Source organism: Bacillus sp. SG-1 (assembly GCF_000181495.1).
Taxonomy (GTDB): Bacteria; Bacillota; Bacilli; order Bacillales; family Bacillaceae_B; genus Rossellomorea.
Window position 1 is genome coordinate 99,372 of sequence record NZ_ABCF01000002.1, and the last position, 16,053, is coordinate 115,424.

Genomic DNA, 16,053 nt, shown 5'->3' on the forward strand with positions numbered 1-16,053 from the left:
TAAAAATCATTTTTTCTCTTAGGCATTAATGTTGTTTTCCGCCCCGGTCATACACCTTCCTTGTTGCGGCGTCTTCACTTTGAGACACATGTATCAAAGAATGATATTAGGTTTGATTTGTATCAGCACATAAAAAAATCACTTCCAGTAATCTTTCATTATCTCGTCAGTCCACTTTGGTTCTCTTACGGTTTCCTTGGGCAGGAATGATTTCATAACCGGCTTGATGTCAAGTATAGGAGTTCCATTAATACAATCAAGCCCTTCGACAAATAGTTTTCTTCCATCGCGTTTTAGTAATTTTACAGTCGTGAGCCCTAACCGGTTCGGCCTGTTTTTTCCCCTTTGAGCCAAAATCCCCATTTTAGGAAGGCTGATATCATTCCTTGGATGTCTTGCACCACTAATAATCTTGCTCTCATCTACTAGATGAAAATAGAAAATGATTTCTAGATGAGAGAACAGCTCAATTCCTTCAAGCGCATCTTCATGTAGGTGGTCATCAAGGGTGATTTCTGTTATTGTTTTCCCCCAGTAATCGTCTTTTATTTCGGACCTATTATTACTGGCTTTTGCAATCGGTTTCATTTTTATCACAATACATTTCCTCCTTATAAGTTCGATGGTTAGTAATTATACACCTCAAGCTCTTTCTCCTTCTTATTTTTCCGGCTTAGATTATTTTCTTCTTTGAATCGATTTTTGGTCTATTCGGATGAGTATTGGACCAAGTTCTTTGTACTTCCCTGTATTTTTGGTCCATTCACTTTGGAATTGGACCATTTTCTTTTTACTTCTCTCGTTTTTTGGTCCATTCACTCTAGCCTAAGACCATTTTCTTTTAGATCTTTTGCCTTATTGGTCTATAAGTTTTTAACGTCTTAATAGACACACAGCCTTAAACCAAAAAAAGCCGCCTTTCTTAGGCAGCTGACTAGTCAATATTGTTTTTCCCTTGTTCTTTCCACTTGGAATACTTATCGTCCTCATCAAATTCAACAATTACATCTGTTACCCCGTTTTCCCTTAATATCCTGTCCTCCAGACGGTCTTTTATATCATCAGCTTCTGCAACAGTTATGGTTGGATCGACTTCAACAACCAGCTCCACATGATATTCATCACCTTCTTTTAACACAGCAATATCCTGAACGTCTTTAACTCCCGGATCTTTATAGGCGATTTCACCTATAACGCTTCTCATTTCTAAATCTGCTTCACCTAAAATTCCTGCTGCATTATCCAAGAATGTTTTTCCGACAACAAAGAACATCATTATCCCAATTATAATAGAAGCAATTCCTTCGGCTTGGTGAAAAGGAGTGTATTGAGAAATCACGATGGCTATTAGAGCTAACAGGCCTCCGCCTGTTGCTACAGCATCTTCTAAAAAGACCAGCTTCGTTGCTGCTTTTGCTTTATTGACGTTGGCTACACTTTTCGTCACAATATTGAACCCTTTAGCTTCTATACCAACTTCATGCAAGGTTTCTTTCATTGCTTTGAACAAAACAAAGGCCTCAAGGATGACAGCAAACGATAAAACAGACACGTTAATCAGGAACCCTTTAGATTCGACAGGATGTAAAATATGATGATACCCTTCAATAATCGTTTCATAAGCCATGATTCCGACAATTAATACTGCAGCTAGTAAGACAAGGTTCACCAGCCTGCCAAAGCCATTTGGAAAGCGGGCGGTAGGAGATTTTTTACTTAAGGCCGAACCGATAAAAACAAAAAATTGGTTCGCAGAATCGCCTATACTATGTAAAGTTTCAGCGAACATTGCTACATTCCCCGTAAAGACATAGGCAACCCCTTTTACTACAGCAATGATTGCGTTTATGACTGCTGCGAGAAGTGCTGATTTATTACCCTGCTTCAATAACCCCAAGAGCTCAGACATAGCTTTTCCTCCTTAGTCATCTGTTGCAAATTAAGATTCACGAGTGATTAATTTCAATTGTGGAATGAGTCAGGTTACAAGATGAAAGCTGACTCCTGATTGTTTCTTTTATCTTCTCTTCATCCCTCGCCTCAAGTCCATTCCGAACTTTAACATGAGCAGACATGGCATTCTTTTCACCGTCTATAGACCCTATATGCAGATGTGATATTTCTTCCACGCCTTCTACCTTCTTCATATCCTTTTCAACAGCGTCCAGATTAATACCTTCCGGGACTCCATCGAGAAAAATCCGCATAGTCTTGACCGTTTTTTTAAAAGCATTAAACAGAACAAAACCAGCTATGCTGATCGCCAGAATCGGATCCAGTATATGAATTTCCTTAAACAGTAACACAATACTGACAATCAAAACCCCAATCCAGCCAAGGATATCCTCCAGCATATGCCAACTTAGAATACTTTCATTCATTGACGAGCCTTTATGAAGACGATAAGCTGCAATTCCATTCAAAATAATCCCTAAGATTGCCAGCCATACCATTCCCTGAGCATTTGGATGCTGCGGATGAAATAGTCTGGGAATGGCCTCATACAAGACAAACAGCGAACCAACAATCAAAATGATACCATTTATAAGTGCACCCAGGAGAGAAAAACGCCGGTGCCCAAAGCTGTACCTTGAATTCCGGCCCTTTCCGGACAATTTCTCCAGGTACCAGGAGCTCCCAAGAGAGAGAGAATCTCCAAGATCATGAACCGCATCCGAAAGAATCGCCATACTGTTTGTCATCACCCCACCGATAAATTCAACGATGGCGAATAAGAGATTAATAAAAAAGGCAACTTTTGTATTCTTTACAGAGGATTGTTTGTCTGCCATTTCCCTTCCCCCCAATACATTATTAATATTTCCTCTATACCCTCTACACCTTGCTTTATTCTATCTCTTAAGAACATGAAAAAGCCGGCAGATATCCTGCCGGCTTAAAGTGCTATAAAAACTCTGCTTACGCTTTAGAAACGTTTGCAGCTTGAGGTCCACGTTGACCTTGCTCGATGTCGAATGTTACTGCTTGACCTTCGTCAAGAGATTTGAAACCTTCACCTTGAATAGCTGAGAAATGAACGAATACATCTTCTCCACCTTCAACTTCGATGAATCCGAAACCTTTTTCTGCGTTAAACCATTTTACTGTACCTTTTTCCATTTTTGTTGCCTCCTAGTGCGTTTCACACAAATTAATACTATCCTTGCTCTCAGCGGTATTCAGAATGATTGATTTCGTTCCTTACATACCGAACAAAAATAATTCATCTTTATCATAACAGATTTCCGGAACATTTGAAAGTAAAAACAACACTTATTTTTAAAATAATTATTTTAGCTTATCGATAACGTACTTCAATCCTGCATGGGCATTGCTAAAAATAAGGTTTTTCCCGGATAATTCGCCTGCTGCCTTGGCAAATTCAGGAGTGATGCCTGCAATCACACATTGAGAGCCAATAAGACTTAAGCAATCACATAAATTTTGGATATGATATTTAATATTCATGTCCAATTCATAAATTCCACTTAAGTCAACCAGGACATACTCAATCTTATTAGAGGCACATTCATGCAAGACAGCTGTAATCATTCTCTCAGCCCGGTCGTTATCAAAGTGTCCAATTAATGGTAAGGCAATAGTCCTGTCCCAGACTTTAATTATTGGTACTGACAAAGACTTAATCAACTTCTCCTTGTCTTGTTCCTCTTTGGCTTTTGTGGTCACATCCATCAACATGACAACATAACCATCAATTTCATTTTTTTCATTTTTTATCGGTGTAATGACGATATCTGCAGCAAATTTTTCCCGGATGGTTATTCTCGCTTTATGTATTTCTGTAAGCTCATTCATTATTTTCAATTGGTAGGATGGTGCATGGTGAAAAGCCCCCATATTCAGCCCTATCATTTCTCCTGCACTTTCAAGTCCGAATAATGGTGCCAAATCAGTCAACAACTTAGCCGCATAACTATTCATCCACGCCACATTATACTCCAAATCTGCAATAATGATGTTTTCTCCAATACTATTCAATGCATTCAACAGAGATAGTCTTTCAGGTATACTACCGACTGGCTGCATATTTCCCACCCTTACTTTTCAGATTACCTCCATTATACATATATTCAATATAGTTTACTCTAACAGGACGAGTTATTTTTAAAACTTTTCGAAAATTAAGCGGGAGCAAATTCTGCCACACAGTCTGACATAACCAACTCCAAACAAAGAATAAATTTAATGACTTCAACCGAATAAAGCAATAATTCCCTGATACCCGAAATATACCCCGAATCCAATCAATGAAATACCTGACAAAGTCGAAATGATTACCAAGATATTCGAGTGAAAATATCTTCTGAATGTAGTTGTCAGTGATGCCACAAAAACGTCCCAGAGTGTTAACCCTATGAAAATCATGCTGCTGTAAATCAACAGATCGCCTGTCCCGTTTTCAGAAGCCGTCTTTGCTAATACAGACCCATAGATACCAAGCCAAAAGAGAATCGAAAGCGGACTAGAGATGGACATGACAAATCCTGTTAAAAAACATTTACCCAATGAATCCCTTTTTCTGACAGACTCAACGGAAAATGACTTGATACTTACCATACTTTCAATCCCTGAATAAATTAAAACGAATCCGCCGAAAAGCCACAAAAATACTTGCACAGCAGGAACATCCAGAAACTGTACCATACCTACATAGACAAGAAGCATGAAAATGGCATCTGCAATCATCGATCCCGCTCCCACTATCCATGCATGCCAGAAACCGTTCTTGATTCCTTTATCCAATCTCGCCGAATTGACGGGCCCTATAGGCGCAGCAAGGGTAAGACCCAATATAATATAACTAAAAAGAATGCTGATACTCAATAATCTCTCCACCTTTTCCAAAACAGCTTGTACAGTTTATGTTTTGGAGGGCAGGAATAGAAGAGAAAATTTTCTATTGTTAATAGGGTTGATAAAGCTGATGCGTGACCTTCTGCTGGCTGACCGCCAGTCCTGCGGAATCCCGCAACTGCAGCAGAAACCACTTTCATCTATCAAACAAAAATGGTTACGGAAAAGTGTTAATTATGTTCTAACAAAAAACCCTTTGCACTTCTGCAAAAGGTCATTGTCATTATTGTAGAAACCTTATAAGATCACCATAGATAATATCATCAGACAGTTCCAGTTCTTTTCTTACCGTCTCCTGAAAAGGAATACAGCTTGATGGGGATATTTGCTTACCTGAGTTTTTGTAACAAACACCATCATTAAAAGTTAAATCTTTGGTCACAAAGCTTCCGTCCCGGAAAATAACAGGATGCTCCTCATTTCTTGTAAAGAGGACGTGTCCGAATGATAATTTATTTTCTGTTTGGATACCCAATAAGTGAAGAATGGTTGGACGGATGTCAATTTCACCGCCAATTTTGCTAATTACCTCTCCCTCCACTCCCGGAATATGAATAATCAGGGGAACCTGCTGCAATGCAACATGATTTACGGGAGACGCCTCCTGGCCAGTAATTTCAAAAACTCCGTCTTCAAACTTTTCAGAGATCCCATAATGATCGCCATAGAGAACAAACATAGTATTTTCATATATTCCTTTTTCCTTAAGGTCGTCGAATAAATACTTAATTGCCTCATCCTGGTACCGGACAGTTGTGACATACCGATTGACGACATCCACTTTTGTATCGGCTTCATCAATCAATTTGTCCTTGTCATCCAGCAAAAATGGAAAATGATTGGTTAGGGTAATCAACCTCGAATAGAAAGGTTGAGGAAGATCCTCCAATTTCCCGGCAGTCTGTTCAAAGAATTCGATATCTTTAATTCCATAGTTCACCGAATTTTCTTCGGTCACCTTATAATCCCGTTCAGAATAAAAATGATCATAGCCCAGCGCAGTATACATATTCTCCCGGTTCCAAAACGTTCTCTCATTACCATGAAAAACGGATGAATAGTATCCTTCCTCCTTTAAAATATGAGGAAGGCTGTAATACGTATTTTCAGGCTTTTGAACAAACACCGAACCACTGGCAAGCGGGTATAGCCCCGTATCAATCATGAACTCTGAGTCTGACGTTTTCCCCTGTGCAGTCTGATCATAAATATTGTTGAAATAAAAACTGTCTTTTATGAGATCATTGAGAAATGGAGTGATTTCTTTTCCTTCTATCTTCCGATTGATCACAAAATCCTGCGTGGACTCCATACTGATCAGCATTACATTCTTTCCTTTGGCTATCCCAAACAGTTCCGTAGATTGACCTGTTTTATTCTTCAGGTAATCTTCTGAAGGCAGCGCATCCGTTTTGGATGCTAAGGTTCGGTTCAAAGGAGTTACTGCTCCCAGTGCAAAGTCATAAAGGTGGTAATTATATGGACCAAGAGCTTTGACAAGCCCATCCCGGTCATAGGATGCAGAAAACAGATAGGGTGATCGGATTAAACCGAAGCCGACTGTGATTAATACCAACATGAGTCCGGCAGAGGCATACCAAACTTTTTGTTTTGTTTTAATTACTGTTTCTCTGTTCGATCTTTTCTTAAAAAGCCAGGCAATAATAAAAAGATCAATAAAGAGCAATAGATCCCAGGGACTCATCAACTCCAGCGTACTTGGACCAAGTCCCCCAACATTATCAAACTGAAAAAGAATCGGCAGGGTGATAAAGTCAGCATAGAACCGATAATACAGTAAATCCCCGTACAATAAGGCATTCGCCACAAGCCATGCGCCCCAGAAGAGTGAGGGCTTAAAAGACTTGGAAAAACAGAAACTTATTCCAAACAACAATATCAATGATCCGGCCGGGCTCAACAAGATGGCAGGTATCTCAGGTGTGGAAACGACCTGTAAATCAAAACCCAAGAATAAAACAAAAGCTGTCTTGATCCAAAGTGCCATGACAGTAAGGATGACTAGTCTGAGTGAAGTGATGTTTTGGGCAGAATCGAGTTTCCTGATCATCATTGAACTGTTTCTGCACTTACTTTAATATTATTATATTCTTCTATTATAGTTCCCATTGCCTTCATCACTTCACCTCTATGATATTTTCCCATCAATGCTAACTGCACCCAATTTCTCTTCAGTAAATAGTCACTTTCATAGCTTACGATAATGTTTTTGCGTTTAAGATTATCACCAAACTTTTTTGATGAAATAAATTCATTGAGAGGAATCGTAATGATTCCAGGTGAATAGGAGTCATCCCCCAGGAATTCAAGTCCCTCTCTCGTAAGGATACTTTTCACTTCTTTATAAAGAAGTAAACCTTTTTGCCTATCCAAAGTATTTAAGGCTGAGAGGAGTGCAGATACCAGATTAGAAGAGTGTGTAAAAGGCACACTTCCATTTTCCTGGTACAGCCCCACATCCAAATAACGCGGAAGAGTCCTATCAGGCTCAACTTTTTCGCGATGAAATACAATTGCCAAGCCTGGATAAGAACCCAGGGCTTTCCCGCTTACGGCAGTCGCCAAGTAAACATTTTCCAAATCCAGTGGCGCGATTCCGGCAGAACTGCAAGCATCGACACACAAATTGACACTATACTTGCGGCATAGTTTTTCCAGCCCTATCAAATCAAATAAATAGCCAGTTGATGTTTCACAATGAACCGTCCACAGCCAGCTGATATTTTCATTAATTAAAAGATACCTTTCTACTTCAGCCAGGGATATAGGCTCATTCCATTCCTTTTCAATCACCCTAAAGGAAAGACCCATTCGCTTTGCGTGGTCGACAAGACGAAAACCAAATTCCCCATTTGCCAAAATCAGCCCTTGCCCTGCACATCTTTTTAATTGAGCTGCTGCCAGATCATTCGCTAAGGTACCGGTTCCGACGAGAATTTGGACGTGCTGAGCACCTGTCAGTTGTTTGAGCTTTTCTTTAACTTCATTCATTTGCAAAATGAATTCTTCCGATCGGTGTGAAACCGCTCCTTGCGAGAATGCTTCTTCCACTTGAGTGTGGACGGGAACAGGCCCGGGTAGGAAATTCATTGATTCCTTGTTGGGAGACTGCCTGATCATCAGCTTGTTGAAAACCTTTGCGCTTTTTATAAACCTTTCCTTAGTCAGATACATCGGTTGAAAACGGGCATCTTCTTCACCAACCAAAGGGCCAAAGGGTTCAAAGCCAATCCGCTTATATAATTTCAACTGCCTTACAGTCCCCGAGATAAGGGCCAGGTTATAACCGTGCTCGAGGCAATGGGATACAGCTCTCTCAACCAATTTATAAAAAACCGTACTGCTTCTGAAATCTTTTTTTACAGACAGCAAACGAATTTCACAAGGAATGCTTCCATCCGGTAAATAAGAATCAATTTCACTCAATTTTTCATCTAAAGAAAAAGGACGATTTCCCCTAACTGCTATCATCCCAACCAGGGCATTCCCCTTTTTCGCTATGATATATGTATTTTCAACATGGAACTTATCAATGAGAATCTTTTTTTCATTAACCCCATGTTGAGGTATTTCATCAACAAATGTTTGATAATTCATTCTATGTATTTGATTAAATTCTTCTTGCTCATCTGCAATTTTATAGTGAAGAGACTCTTTATTCATCCTCAATCCTCCTAATATGCCGGTGGTGACGTTGGGTCGGTGTTTTTTTATGTGCCAACAGGACGATGCCGAGCATGATCAGCAGTGCTGTTCCATACTGTGCAGGCTGGTTCAATAAAAAAGCAGAGATAGGAATTGAAAACATGGAAATGAACCCGGCTTTCTTGTAATCTCTTAACAGCAAATAAGTTATTCCGAATATAATACCGAATATAAAGATGCTTATAGGAACTAAGAATAGGGATGCACCGAGAAAGACCACCACACCTTTTCCTCCCCTGAATCCAAGTTGCAATGGAAAGATATGGCCGAGTAGAAGCGATAAAGCACTCAATGCCATAGCAATGGTCTCATTTTCGGTAATTAAATAACTAATCGTCAAAGCAGTCATCACTTTCGTCACATCGATAAGTACCGTGAGGAGGAAACCTTTCTTCCCCAGCACTCTTCCTGCGTTTGTTGCCCCGACATTTCCGCTTCCGTATCGGCGGATATCATCCTTCAGGTAATATTCGGTCAGGTAGTAAGCACCATTTAAGCCTCCAAAACCATACGAAAGGAGACAAACTGCGAAAATCATATAAATATTCATTTTGTATCACGCTCAATTTTGTATTTTGGACCCTATATAAAATAACGAATCCTGCCCTCAAAAAGTTTCACTTTTTTACCATTTAAAAGAGGTCACTTGAAAATTCTTTTTCATCTACTGATATGTCATGATTTCTGGAATGCTTTTTCATGACATTCTGCTTCTACTATTAAGTGCAGTAATTGAATATATTTAATTTATCGTATAGAAATGAGGTGAGGAAATGGATAATAAAGCAAACCAGCCTGCCAATGATTACTTTTGTGCACAGACTAACGATTTTGCTGCTTTATTTTCGGCAGAAGCCTTTTATAATTCCGATAAAGAAATCAGGACCATTACATTAGAAGAATTACGGGGAAAATGGGTGGTCCTGTTTTTTTATGGAAGTGATTTCACATTTGTTTGACCGACTGAATTGGCAGCGGTCGCTGCTATTTACCCTGTATTTCAATCTTTAAACGCTGAAGTCCTGGCAATCAGCACAGACAGCGTTTATGCTCATAAAGTATTTACTGAGGTATCACCTTCTTTATCAAAGGTAGCCTACCCCTTGGTCAGTGACAGAACACATGAAATTTCAAGATCCTACAGGGTCCTCAACGAAAAAACAGGTGCTGCTTTAAGAGCCACAATCATCATAGACCCAGAAGGAGTCATCGCTTCAAGGCTTGTGAACCCTTTGGAAGTAGGGCGCAATGTTTACGAGATCTTAAGGCTTCTACAAGCACTTCAATACAGCCGTGAAACCGGAGAGCTTGTTCCTGCCAATTGGGTTCCTGGTAATCCTGGCATTTCGAGGCAGTCTAAACTTTTCGGGAAAATTTAATGTTGTTAGGAGCAATGGTGCCGGCTTGTTATCAACTGATATCCCGGCACCTGACATTAATCGATTTGCAACGCTTTTTTCACTGCCTCTTCAGCATGAATAAGTGCAGTATCAAAAACAGGCACATTACAGTCCTTCTCCTTGATCAGCAGGCCGATCTCCGTACAACCGAGGACAATCCCCTCCGCTCCCTTTGTCTGTAATGACTCTATGATATCCTTCATATATTCTCGAGATTCTCCCTCTATCCTGCCAACACACAGCTCATCAAAGATGATTGTATTTATTTTTTCTCTTTCCTTCCCATCAGGTACCACCACTTCAATTCCATTCATTCTAAGCCGCTCTTTATAAAAATCCTGTTCCATCGTATACCTGGTCCCTAGCAGACCAACAGACTTAATCCCTTGGGATCTGATATGTACCGCAGCTGCATCTGCTATATGAAGAACGGGAATACTTATATGCTCAGAAATAAGATCAATCACTTTGTGCATCGTGTTAGTACAAAGAATGATAAAGTCAGCGCCAGCTTTCTCTAAAGAACTTGCAGCCTCGCCTAAAACGTCCGCAGCCCTCCCCCATTCACCAGTTGACTGATAACGCTCTATTTCTGTGAAGTCCACACTATAGAGCAGGCATTTCGCCGAATGCAGTCCACCAAGCTGATCATTGATCATTTCATTGATGATTCTGTAATACTCCGCGGAAGATTCCCAGCTCATGCCGCCGATCATCCCAATCATTTTCATCTTTATACACCTCTATCGTTTGTCTAGGTTCATAGGACCATTATAGAGTATTTTACCATTTTTAGGGGCTTTTTGAGATTGATGGGGAGTTTTTGAGACTTTTACTAGGTGGAAGTACCTTCGCTGGCGGAGTGACGATTGACACAAAAGTCCTGACAAATGTGCCACAAAGTTTAGATAATGAAATTTTTGACACAACTGTCAGGACTCTACCCTATTATTTAATTATATATTTCAATTCAAATTATTTAATTTATGCTTTATTATAAAGAGACCTCTTCTTACATTTAATCCTTAGAATATTATTAGCTTGTTATAACACAATTCTGGAGAAATAATGACGCAAAAGAACAGATTTCTTCTGGGAACTCTTCAATGACATATACTTTTAGCGCTCTTGAAGAGTGACACAAAAATCCCTACATTAAACTTCGACCAGATCTTCCATTAACGCTCCCTTTACTTGAACAAAAGGTCTGCTATTTATTCCGCAGAACCCATAAGGTGGGGCAATGTTTACTTTAAATTTTAAGAACCATTGAACTTTTTCCATTGACCATTCTCTAATATTTCTAAAACCTCGCCCTCTCCAGAAATAAATTCAATTGTCTTATTGTCATCTTTATATGTCGTTATTGGCACTTTAACTTTAATAGAATTGACTTGTGGATGGTTGTCTAGAAACATTTGGTGTTCAATAGCCTCATCAAGTCCTTTTCTCACTTCGTCGCCTATCAATGAGTATTTTCTTGTACCTTCTAATTCTTGAGCCAATTTTCTCTGTTGGTGCAAAGTCTCAGATATTTCATCAAAGGATACAACCCTTTCTTCGGTTGTTACTTCCTTGTTCTTGTCGAACGAATATAAATTAGCATAAGCCATTATTTTCGGTACGTTTGCCAATATGATAATTAGAATGAATACACCTGCTATTATATAAATGGTCTTTTTCATATTTCTCTTCCCCTTTCTTAATCGGATTTGTTCCACCTCCCCCTAATATCTATTTCAATTAACCTGTTCCTCTACTTGAACAGAGGGCTGCTTGTTCAGCAAACGCCCTCTTCAGTAGAAGTTCATTTGTTATTCCTCAAGTTCTCTCGTATTTACTAGAACCAAATTACCGTTATCCCTTTCATAGAGACTCAAAAATGTCTTTTCGTTACCTTCAAGTTGATAACTTACAAGAGAACTGTGCTTTTTTAATTCTTCAACGGATTGAATTGAAATATCTTCAGTATCATATGTCTCTTCAAGTTTTTCAGAAACTGTTTTTTCCAACATTTTATCCTCTATAAACAGAGTTATTAACCATACCGTAGTGCCAAGAGCTAATGCCAAGGACAATAATGATATTTTCGAAATAGTATTTTTCTTTCTAAGGTCTTGGATAAAATCACCCCTTAATTAGAAATTTATACTCCTGTTATTCATAAAAATTACTTAATCCAAATCAGTTGAGTTTTGATTATTCAACTAAACTGCCCTTTACTTGAATAAGGTGGATACCTAGAAGTGACTTAATCTAAAGGTATTGTTTCATTAAAAGTTTCGCCATCTTCGCTTTCCCATTCTACACGTAGTGTAATCTCCTCGGCGAATGCTTCTATATCTCCAGGGGGGTTATTTCCTCCACCTTGGGGTATTTTAATGTATTCACCGTTTCCATCTCTTGATGTGCCAGAACCCCCTCCTTGTGAGTGGGTTATAAAATACGTGACTTCTTTTGGGATTGAATCGGACTTGGACTTCAAGCTCCCACCTACATAATACATTTCTCGGTCAGCAGTAAACACTACTTCAAGGTTCGCTTTCCACGAAGTAGTTTCTCCCCGTACAATATGAGTTTCAGCATTATCACTTGATTGGCACCCCATAAATAACAATAGTGAGATTACACATAATGCAACTAATTTTGAGAATTTCATTATAAACTTATCCTTTCTAAACTTAACCGAATTCTTCTTAATAAATTAGACGAAAACATACAAATTTTAGTTTCGCTTATTCTATTAAACTCCTCCATTACTTGAACAAAGGGGCGGCTGCTTGTCAGCAAACGCTGCTTTTTCTGCAAAAGGAAATTTGATAAGTATACTCAGAAACAGCATTTAATTTTGAAGGATAAGTTGGACTATAATGATTTTCATATTGTAAAACTTTAAATGACTATACCGTTTTCCCTTAACACTTTCTCTGTAATGGTTTATTAGATTTACTGAAATGACTTGGCAATATAGATTAATTCTTTTTTGTAGAGCATAACATTAGAGTCTCCTGGATTATATGTTAACCCGTAAATAAGGTCTCCATCTTCTTCCCAATGTAGTATACTCAGACTTGGATCAAACGTAATAATTGGTCCAGTATCTGATTGCCCGTCTCTGTAATACCCTACAAAGTTCCCATCTTGAATTGTTTCTCCATTAAAATCGTTAGGGGAGAAAAAAATTGGATCTTCTTTTAATAACTCAACTCTTAGATATTGATTTTCTTCCCCGTAAAATGTTACAACGGTTGTATTCTCGTTCTGTAATTGGTTTACATCAAATTCCTTTAACTTAAAAGGAAGCTTTGTGAGAAATTTAAAATCTTCATCGATAGATGAGGGTCTTTCTTTATTTACATCATAATAGTGAATACCATTAACAGCATTTTTTCCATCAATGATTTCTAATCCTACGCCACCATAATAGGCAAAGATAAATAGACTAGCTACAACAAATACAGCTGATAACACTGGGGCAAAAATAGGCTTCTTTACAATCATTCGCTTTGGATTTCCACTCTGTTTTATTTGATAAATCATTTCCTTTTTTTTCTCAGAGCTTAAGCAAAGCTTATTGATTGGAGATTCGTTCACTTGCTCTTTCAAAATTCTCTCCATCCTTATATCCCCTTTCCTCAAAATTTTTCTTTAACAATTCTTTTGCCCTGGCTAAACGTGATTTTACTGTATTTTCATTTATCGCCAATACATTTGCTATTTCCTTTATTTTCAACTCTTGAAAATAATATAGAGAAATTACTTCACGGTATTTCAATGATAGATTTAAAATTTCTGTAGTTAGTCTATGTTTTCCGTATTCCTCCATAAAGAGTTCCTCAGGTGTTTTGGTCCCTCCTTTAGCAATAGCGGAAATTTTGTCACTTAGATATATGTATTTGTAGTAAGCACTCTTCAGATAATCTTTACATTGGTTGATCGTAATACTAAATATCCAGGTTTTAATTGAAGATTTCTCTTGAAATTTATCCATATTTTTATAACACTTGATAAAAATTTCTTGTACAAGGTCTTCTGCTATGTCCTTCTTCTTTACATATGTAAAAACCAATCTTAAAACATCGTCACTATAGTGGTGAAAGATATATTCAAAAAAAGCATCATCTGTAGAAAAGCTACTCTTATTCATAGCATCCCCCCCTCTCTGGTTCTTTTTAATATTAGACGATTCTACATCAATAAGGGTTGATAAAATCTGAAAAAAAAGCTGAAACCGTTTATGATTTGCTTTTTCTTTTATGCAAATAATTTTTAATGTGCTGCCTTTTGGCAGAGGTACAAAGCAAAGAAGCTAATGTGAGGCTTTTTTCCAACTCAAGATTTTAGTGTTCATTTAAATGGCCCTTTGGTTGAATACGAGGATATTTATGGATTTTCAATGTTGTTAATACTTTTGTGTCGCTCGTCACGGAGCGAGGGGCATGATTTACAAATTACCAAGAAATTATGTACCGAGATGGCAAGGTGGATGGACAACCTGAAATTCCGATGCAAATGATGTACCGCACCGGCGAGGTATAGTGACCTCGCTCTGTAAAAAGCACAAAAAAGCCGGCTGCTTAGTAGCATACCGACTCTCATTTTTATGAACGGATCTTTTCTTTATCTTTTTTGATTTGTTTGCTTCGCAGCTGTCCGCAGGCAGCATCGATATCTGTACCATGTTCAGTCCGGACACCACAATTAATTCCCTGATCCAATAGAGTACCATAGAATTCAACGATGGCTTCTTTTGTGCTTCGCTGGTATTGTCCATGTTCATCCACTGGATTGTAAGGAATTAGGTTAACGTAAGATAAATGCTTTTTATTTTTCAGAAGTTTCGCGAGCTGAAGTGCCTCTGCTTTGTGATCATTAACATCTTGTAACAAGATGTACTCGAATGTAATCCTGCGGTTTGTTTTTTCAAGATAATAATCAATAGCTGGCATTAGTTTTTCAAGTGGATAAGCTTTGTTGATTTTCATAATCTGTGTACGAAGCTCATTATTTGGTGCATGCAATGATACAGCCAAGTTCACTTGAATATTCTCATCTGCCCAATCATAGATCCGGTTTGCAAGACCGCTTGTTGAAACCGTGATATGTCTTGCTCCGATTGAAAGACCTTTCTGGTCATTTACGACACGAAGAAAATCCATCAGGTTATCATAGTTGTCAAACGGTTCACCGATTCCCATTACGACGATATGGCTTACTCTTTCGTCATTTCCCTTGGAATCCAAGTGGAGCTGGACATTCATGATCTGTTCAACGATTTCACCGCTGGATAAATCACGATTCTTTTTCAGCAATCCACTGGCACAGAAGGAGCAGCCGATATTACAGCCAACCTGGGTTGTCACACAGACAGAATACCCATAGTTAAACTTCATAAGAACTGTCTCGATTAAGTTGCCATCTTGAAGCTTGAACAGGAACTTGATTGTTCCGTCTTTGGACTCCTGTTTGATCTCTTCTTTAAGAGTACCCAGGTGGAAATTTTCTTCCAGCAGAGTAATACAGTTAGCGCCGATATTCTTCATATCCGCGAAGTTCGTCACGCGCTTTTTATACAACCAGTCCCAGATTTGAGCAGCCCGGAATTTCTTTTCACCATTTTCAACAATCCAAGACGTTAGCTGATCTATAGTTAAACCATATATTGAATTTTTCTCCATTGTAAAACCTCATTTCAAAATGACTTGCCGTTTTCTACTTTTCTATACTACTTAAAGTATGCCAATGTCGCAACCCATTTATAATGAAAAGAAAAATATTATTGCTTCATTGGTGCTTTTGAGCTGACAAGTTGATTTTCCCAGCCAGTGAGTAACTTCGCGGCGGGCTATCGAACACCTTACATTCCAAGCAACTACAATCTGCCATCAATTTACTTCACCTTGATGTTGAGTTATATAACCCACCCATAACTCTTAAGAACATCACAGTTGCAATTTACTGACCGAAATAACTCAATGGTTTTTTAAAAGTAAAAACCGGTTAAATAAATGATTTAACCGGTTTAATGTCCATTCTCACTCGAATGAGCTTG

General features: G+C 38.5%; 16 protein-coding genes and 1 pseudogene. 1 reads left to right on the forward strand and 16 read right to left on the reverse strand.

Features of this window, described 5'->3' with window-relative positions; translation table 11 throughout:
• Nucleotides 1–138: 138 nt before the first annotated feature.
• The 9 genes from BSG1_RS04205 to BSG1_RS04245 form a co-directional block, all read right to left on the reverse strand.
• Entirely contained in the window at nt 139–597 is a 459-nt protein-coding gene (locus BSG1_RS04205) for an SAM-dependent methyltransferase (protein WP_156791392.1), read from the reverse strand.
• Between the two features lie 337 nt (nt 598–934).
• On the reverse strand, nt 935–1,909 hold the full coding sequence (locus BSG1_RS04210; RefSeq protein WP_006835634.1) for a cation diffusion facilitator family transporter: 975 nt from the start codon (nt 1,907–1,909) through the stop codon (nt 935–937).
• A 37-nt stretch (nt 1,910–1,946) separates the two neighbouring features.
• Entirely contained in the window at nt 1,947–2,792 is an 846-nt protein-coding gene (locus tag BSG1_RS04215) for a cation diffusion facilitator family transporter (RefSeq protein WP_044022381.1), read from the reverse strand.
• 127 nt (nt 2,793–2,919) lie between these two features.
• Entirely contained in the window at nt 2,920–3,120 is a 201-nt protein-coding gene (locus BSG1_RS04220; RefSeq protein ID WP_006835636.1) for a cold-shock protein, read from the reverse strand.
• Nucleotides 3,121–3,288: 168 nt separating this feature from the next.
• Complete coding sequence (locus BSG1_RS04225; protein ID WP_006835637.1) at nt 3,289–4,047, reverse strand: hypothetical protein; 759 nt, start codon at nt 4,045–4,047, stop codon at nt 3,289–3,291.
• Nucleotides 4,048–4,212: 165 nt separating this feature from the next.
• A complete protein-coding gene (locus tag BSG1_RS04230) occupies nt 4,213–4,845 on the reverse strand; it encodes a LysE family transporter (RefSeq protein ID WP_044022382.1) in 633 nt (210 codons plus the stop codon).
• 253 nt (nt 4,846–5,098) lie between these two features.
• On the reverse strand, nt 5,099–6,949 hold the full coding sequence (locus BSG1_RS04235) for an LTA synthase family protein (protein ID WP_006835640.1): 1,851 nt from the start codon (nt 6,947–6,949) through the stop codon (nt 5,099–5,101).
• Complete coding sequence (locus tag BSG1_RS04240) at nt 6,946–8,559, reverse strand: aminotransferase class V-fold PLP-dependent enzyme (RefSeq protein ID WP_006835641.1); 1,614 nt, start codon at nt 8,557–8,559, stop codon at nt 6,946–6,948. The genes BSG1_RS04235 and BSG1_RS04240 overlap by 4 nt, the downstream gene beginning before the upstream one ends.
• Nucleotides 8,552–9,151 carry a glycerol-3-phosphate acyltransferase gene (locus BSG1_RS04245; RefSeq protein WP_006835642.1) on the reverse strand — a complete coding sequence of 200 codons (600 nt, stop codon included), beginning with the start codon at nt 9,149–9,151 and terminating at the stop codon, nt 8,552–8,554. Before BSG1_RS04245 ends, BSG1_RS04240 begins: the two co-directional genes overlap by 8 nt.
• 223 nt (nt 9,152–9,374) lie before the next feature.
• On the opposite strand from BSG1_RS04245, the gene BSG1_RS04255 reads away from it, so the two are divergent.
• Nucleotides 9,375–9,980: a peroxiredoxin gene (locus tag BSG1_RS04255; RefSeq protein ID WP_232214194.1), complete on the forward strand. Its 606-nt coding sequence runs from the start codon at nt 9,375–9,377 to the stop codon at nt 9,978–9,980.
• Between the two features lie 56 nt (nt 9,981–10,036).
• Here the strand turns inward: BSG1_RS04255 and BSG1_RS04260 are convergent, their stop codons facing one another.
• The 7 genes and pseudogenes from BSG1_RS04260 to rlmN form a co-directional block, all read right to left on the reverse strand.
• Nucleotides 10,037–10,732 (reverse strand): aspartate/glutamate racemase family protein, encoded by a 696-nt coding sequence (locus BSG1_RS04260; protein ID WP_006835645.1) that lies wholly within the window; start codon nt 10,730–10,732, stop codon nt 10,037–10,039.
• Between the two features lie 528 nt (nt 10,733–11,260).
• Nucleotides 11,261–11,686, reverse strand: coding sequence for a hypothetical protein (locus tag BSG1_RS04265; protein ID WP_044022383.1), 426 nt, complete (start codon nt 11,684–11,686; stop codon nt 11,261–11,263).
• Between the two features lie 129 nt (nt 11,687–11,815).
• Entirely contained in the window at nt 11,816–12,016 is a 201-nt protein-coding gene (locus tag BSG1_RS04270) for a hypothetical protein (protein ID WP_006835648.1), read from the reverse strand.
• Nucleotides 12,017–12,252: 236 nt separating this feature from the next.
• Nucleotides 12,253–12,660 carry a hypothetical protein gene (locus tag BSG1_RS04275; RefSeq protein ID WP_006835649.1) on the reverse strand — a complete coding sequence of 136 codons (408 nt, stop codon included), beginning with the start codon at nt 12,658–12,660 and terminating at the stop codon, nt 12,253–12,255.
• A gap of 287 nt (nt 12,661–12,947) precedes the next feature.
• Nucleotides 12,948–13,619 carry a hypothetical protein gene (locus BSG1_RS04280; protein ID WP_006835650.1) on the reverse strand — a complete coding sequence of 224 codons (672 nt, stop codon included), beginning with the start codon at nt 13,617–13,619 and terminating at the stop codon, nt 12,948–12,950.
• 13 nt (nt 13,620–13,632) lie between these two features.
• Nucleotides 13,633–14,148: pseudogene (locus tag BSG1_RS04285) on the reverse strand (sigma-70 family RNA polymerase sigma factor); the annotation flags it as partial.
• Between the two features lie 454 nt (nt 14,149–14,602).
• On the reverse strand, nt 14,603–15,679 hold the full coding sequence (rlmN, locus tag BSG1_RS04290) for a 23S rRNA (adenine(2503)-C(2))-methyltransferase RlmN (RefSeq protein ID WP_006835652.1): 1,077 nt from the start codon (nt 15,677–15,679) through the stop codon (nt 14,603–14,605).
• Nucleotides 15,680–16,053: the final 374 nt, after the last annotated feature.

What these genes read in the sequence shown, in the direction of transcription:
- BSG1_RS04210 (WP_006835634.1), bottom strand. Translation starts at nt 1,909, where the DNA reads ATGTCTGAGCTCTTGGGGTTATTGAAGCAGGGTAATAAATCAGCACTT.
- BSG1_RS04220 (WP_006835636.1), bottom strand. Translation starts at nt 3,120, where the DNA reads ATGGAAAAAGGTACAGTAAAATGGTTTAACGCAGAAAAAGGTTTCGGA.
- BSG1_RS04215 (WP_044022381.1), bottom strand. Translation starts at nt 2,792, where the DNA reads ATGGCAGACAAACAATCCTCTGTAAAGAATACAAAAGTTGCCTTTTTT.
- BSG1_RS04275 (WP_006835649.1), bottom strand. Translation starts at nt 12,660, where the DNA reads ATGAAATTCTCAAAATTAGTTGCATTATGTGTAATCTCACTATTGTTA.
- BSG1_RS04265 (WP_044022383.1), bottom strand. Translation starts at nt 11,686, where the DNA reads ATGAAAAAGACCATTTATATAATAGCAGGTGTATTCATTCTAATTATC.
- BSG1_RS04235 (WP_006835640.1), bottom strand. Translation starts at nt 6,949, where the DNA reads ATGATGATCAGGAAACTCGATTCTGCCCAAAACATCACTTCACTCAGA.
- BSG1_RS04240 (WP_006835641.1), bottom strand. Translation starts at nt 8,559, where the DNA reads ATGAATAAAGAGTCTCTTCACTATAAAATTGCAGATGAGCAAGAAGAA.
- BSG1_RS04245 (WP_006835642.1), bottom strand. Translation starts at nt 9,151, where the DNA reads ATGAATATTTATATGATTTTCGCAGTTTGTCTCCTTTCGTATGGTTTT.
- BSG1_RS04225 (WP_006835637.1), bottom strand. Translation starts at nt 4,047, where the DNA reads ATGCAGCCAGTCGGTAGTATACCTGAAAGACTATCTCTGTTGAATGCA.
- rlmN (WP_006835652.1), bottom strand. Translation starts at nt 15,679, where the DNA reads ATGGAGAAAAATTCAATATATGGTTTAACTATAGATCAGCTAACGTCT.
- BSG1_RS04280 (WP_006835650.1), bottom strand. Translation starts at nt 13,619, where the DNA reads ATGGAGAGAATTTTGAAAGAGCAAGTGAACGAATCTCCAATCAATAAG.
- BSG1_RS04260 (WP_006835645.1), bottom strand. Translation starts at nt 10,732, where the DNA reads ATGAAAATGATTGGGATGATCGGCGGCATGAGCTGGGAATCTTCCGCG.
- BSG1_RS04270 (WP_006835648.1), bottom strand. Translation starts at nt 12,016, where the DNA reads ATGTTGGAAAAAACAGTTTCTGAAAAACTTGAAGAGACATATGATACT.